Below are 4,246 nucleotides of genomic sequence, written 5' to 3' on the forward strand. Positions count from 1 at the left end.
ACGGTGGAAATCGCCACCGGCGTACAGGTCCGCGTCCTGCGCACCACCATCACCAGCGTCCTGGCCAAGACCGAGCCCGCCAAGGTGGACGAACGGTAACCGCCCTTCCCCACCGGGAGCCCTGAAAAGCGAAAACCCCGATCCCGGTGTGAAGCCGGGATCGGGGTTTTCTTTTGGGCGCGCAGCAATGAACATCAAACGATATGGCAGGTGCAGCGAGGTTCGATAAGGTCGCAGAGGTGATTTTCGATACCCAACAACCCCTCGCCGTCTCAGGCACTCCGTTACACAGGCCAACTCAACGCAAACGTCCCGGTAAATGAGGCAATTTCAGAGTGTGTCAGATGCTCAAAGGAACATCTGACACACACCAAAATTCAATCCCTTCCTGTGTTCACGGCTTAAATGAACCCATTCAAGCCGATCACACTTTAGAACTTCGCCTGGACGCCCACATAGAAATACCGGCCGATATTGTCATAGGCCTCGCCATCGGTTGTACCCAGCAGGTCGAGCGGCGGGAGGCTGTTGGTGAAGTTATCCACACCACCGTAGACCCTGACCTCTTCGGTCGCCTGATACCCGAACCGGATATCGTGCAGGTAGGCGGCAGAGTAGTACTTGCGCGGCCAGCCGTCAGGATTGGTGGCCGGACGACCATCGACAGCGTGCTGAACTTCCCAATCGGTAATGGACTGCTTGCCGATATAGCGCAGGCCATAGCCGATATCGAACTCTTTCCACTTGAAGTCAGCGTCAAACGTGCCCGACCATTCCGGATCGCCCAAGGTGCCCTTTACCTGGGTACGGTAGTCGGGCAGCGTAATGTCGGTGAATTCGTCACGCTTGATCAGGTAGGACACCAGGATGCGGAAATCCGCCTTGATGTCATCCGTCAGCATCGTCTCATAGGTCACGTCAACATCGATGCCTTCCGTCTTCTGGTTGGCGAAGTTGAACGGACCGGCGCGATATGCCGGACCGGTTGTCGGGAAGGAAACGGTCGCCCCACCAACGATACGGTTCGACTGACCCGCGAACGTGCCATCCGCGTTACGGAACACCGCTGCGCAATAGGCGTTATTGATCCCGCTCGGGCTGTCATAGCACTGGTCGATGATCGTCTGACCACCCAGGGTGTTGATCACGTCCTTGATCTTGATGGAATAATAATCGGCCGACAGGGTCAGACCGTCGATGAAGTCCGGCGTAGCAACAAAACCAACGGTGATGCTGGTGCCGCGTTCTTCGGTCAGGTCCGGGTTACCGGAGCTGACGCCAGACACGCCCGATGCCGGGGTGTTGGTCCACGGAACAGTCACACCGTTGACAACTTCCGTCGTCGGCACGCGCGCCGCGGCGCAGTTGGTCCGGCGGTTGGGATTGTTATTGATGTTGGTGGCGCTGCAGGGGTCATTCAGGCCGTTCACAAATCCCTGCGTCGAAGCACCGTGCAGGTTGAGCAGAGTCGGTGCGCGCACCGACCGTGCATAGCCGCTGCGGAAACGGATATCACCGGTCGGGGCATAGGTGCCGCCGAAATTATACGCGAACACCGTGCCGACATCATTGTTGTAATGCGACAGGCGACCCGAACCATTCAGCGACAGTTCCTCGGCGAACGGCAGATCGGCCAGCAACGGCACGCGCACTTCGGCGAAGCCTTCCGTCACTTCCATCGCTGGCGGACGGAAGGGGGCAAAGGCGTTCAGGAATGTCACACCGCTGGCGGTGACATCGTCATAGACAGAGGACGCGGTTTCCCGGCGATATTCACCACCGATGGCGAAGCTGGCCGGGCCGGCGGGCAGTTCAAACAACTGCGAGCTGTCGCCGCTCATAAAGGCGCTGCCGACAAACTCGGTCGCCTTCTGCTTGCGCGAAGAGGTAAAGCCGAAATAGTTCAGGGCTTCGCGCGAAACCGACCCATTGCCAAACAGATTGACCGGCACGCAGGACGGATCGTCGTTGGTCGTCGATGCATCAGCATTGATACGGCAGACGATGGTTCCGGCGGCATTGCGCACGGCGTCACGGGAATTGTTGAACTTGGCCGTGATGATGTTGCCGTTCGTCTCATAGTATGTGCTGACGTGACCGTAATTGATCGACGCCTCGTAGCGCCAATCGTCATTGAATTCGCCATCGGCACCGACAACAATACGATAGGTATCGCGTTCATGCTGTTCGCCGCGACCGCCGAAATCGACGTTGAAGCGCTGTGCGGTGAAGGTCGTGGTGCCTGGGGCCAGGCTGTTTACCAGCAGGGCGCGGCTTGCGGACGACAGGTAGGGGTTGTCGATGCTGAAGCTGTTGTTATGAAAGGTCGGCTGCCCTTCCTGATTGGCATCAATTGTGACATACTTCGCCTCGATGAACGGGCGGAAAGAGGGCGCGACTTCATAATGGGCGATGATGTTCGACGCCTTGCGCTCCAGACCCGGCTGCAGCATGCCGGTGAGGCGAAGGGTTGAACCCTGGCCACCGATGGAGTTGCCCGACCCGAACGGACGGAAGTCGGTGGTCACCACGTTCTCGACGAGCTGACCGCTGTCATTGAAGACAAAGGTCTTGCCCAACTCAGCGCCGGTATTGCTGCGCTGGCCCGTGCAGTTCAGGGCACGGCGGGCAACAACCGCGGCATAGTTGGCGGCCGTGGTGGCCGGCAGAGCGGGACAGGTCGACGTGTACAGGCCGCCTTCGGAAATCGTGTTATTGCGAAGGCCGCGCAGGAAGGTACGGTCAGCCGTACCATTACCCGTCGAGGGCTCGCCAATGACGTTTTCCGTCAGGTTGAACTGGCTGCGGCCGGAAAAAGCACCGGTCTGGCTGTCACGGTCGGTGAAATAGAGCGTGTCGGAATCCGCCATTTCGAACGACATGGCAAAATTGCCGCGCCCTTCGTCGAAATTAAAGCCGGTGGCGACGCTGGCGGTGTAGGAATCACGGTCGCCTTTGCTGGACGTGCCCACCTGAAGGCGGGCCGTGGTGCCTTCAAAGTTGCGCTTGGTGACAAAGTTGACGACACCGGCAACGGCATCGGAACCATAGACGGCCGAATTCCCGCCCGTCACCACATCAACACGTTCCAGCAGGTCGGACGGAATGGTGTTGGTGTCAACGGTGAAGGAGCCTGGCTGTGCGGTGATGTGGCGACGCCCGTTCACCATCACCAGCGTGCGAGCGGTCCCCTGACCACGCAGATCAAGCACATTCAAGCCAGCGGTGCCGATAAAGGCTGTCGAATTGGCCTGCGAGAATGTGGAGCGGAACGAGGGCAGCTTGTTCATTGCGTCGCCCAGCGACACATTGCCCTTCAGCACCAACTGCTCCGCCGTCACGCTGGTGACAGGCACCGGAGAGGTCGCGTTCGGCGACGCGATGCGCGAACCCGTGACGATGATTTCTTCCAGCACCAGCGACTCTGCGGCCGCGGTCGGTGCGTTCTGCGCAATTGCGTTGGAACCGGTCACGAATGTCGCGGCAACGCCGGTCAGAAGGGCGGCACGCACCGCGCGGCCCGAAAGATTTTGTCCGATTGTCATCTCTTACCCCATTTTTATGCCCGCGTGGCACCTGGTGGCCCAATACCCCCACCAAATCTTGTTTTTGACGCCCCACAGGTCGCCCTCAGTTAACGACGCCACGTTTTCCGCGACAAGGATCGCTTACGTCGCCCGTGTAAAGAGATTCCCCCCTGTTGCATGAATGCAATATCGCTGTCATTTTGTAATAAAATTACTCAGATCGGATTTATTGGATAATGAATATAAAAAAGGAAAGGTTACTGGGGAATATGATTACGGTTTCCAATTGGAAACATTCAGATATCATTTAGCTTCATCAATTTAACTGTAATTAAATTGCTAACTTCAAACGAATTGCTGAATTTTACGCTCGCGAGCACCCCCCAACCGCTATCAAACGGTCTGTTATCCGGACGGAAGGGTCAAAGGGATCAGGTCGCAAGCCTTCCTGTCGCCTGCAAATCCGGGACCTGTCAGGGGTGCAGGCCCATCAGCGCTGGCCCCACCTGGAATATGAAGGTCACGCCTTTATGTCCCTGCGGTACGTCAGGGGCTGCACGCCCCTCACAGCAGAATGAGCGTCGCCAGCCCCAGGAACGACAGGAAGCCCACCACGTCGGTGACCATGGTCAGGAAGACGCCTGATGCCACGGCCGGGTCGATCTTCATCCGGTCCAGCAGGAATGGAATCAGGCCGCCGAACAGCCCGGCGCAGATCA

The 4,246-nt window shown here is 58.1% G+C and carries 2 protein-coding genes; both read right to left on the bottom strand.

The annotated features are described in order from the left end of the window. Positions 1 to 431: 431 nt before the first annotated feature. Entirely contained in the window at positions 432 to 3,545 is a 3,114-nt protein-coding gene (locus tag Q0072_RS21015; RefSeq protein ID WP_298333822.1) for a TonB-dependent receptor, read from the bottom strand. 546 nt (positions 3,546 to 4,091) lie between these two features. Beyond that, on the bottom strand, positions 4,092 to 4,246 hold a 155-nt coding region (locus Q0072_RS21020), incomplete at its 5' end, for a magnesium transporter (RefSeq protein ID WP_298333824.1).

The sequence above is a fragment of the Asticcacaulis sp. genome (genome assembly GCF_027484505.1).
In the GTDB taxonomy this organism is placed as follows: Bacteria; Pseudomonadota; Alphaproteobacteria; order Caulobacterales; family Caulobacteraceae; genus Asticcacaulis.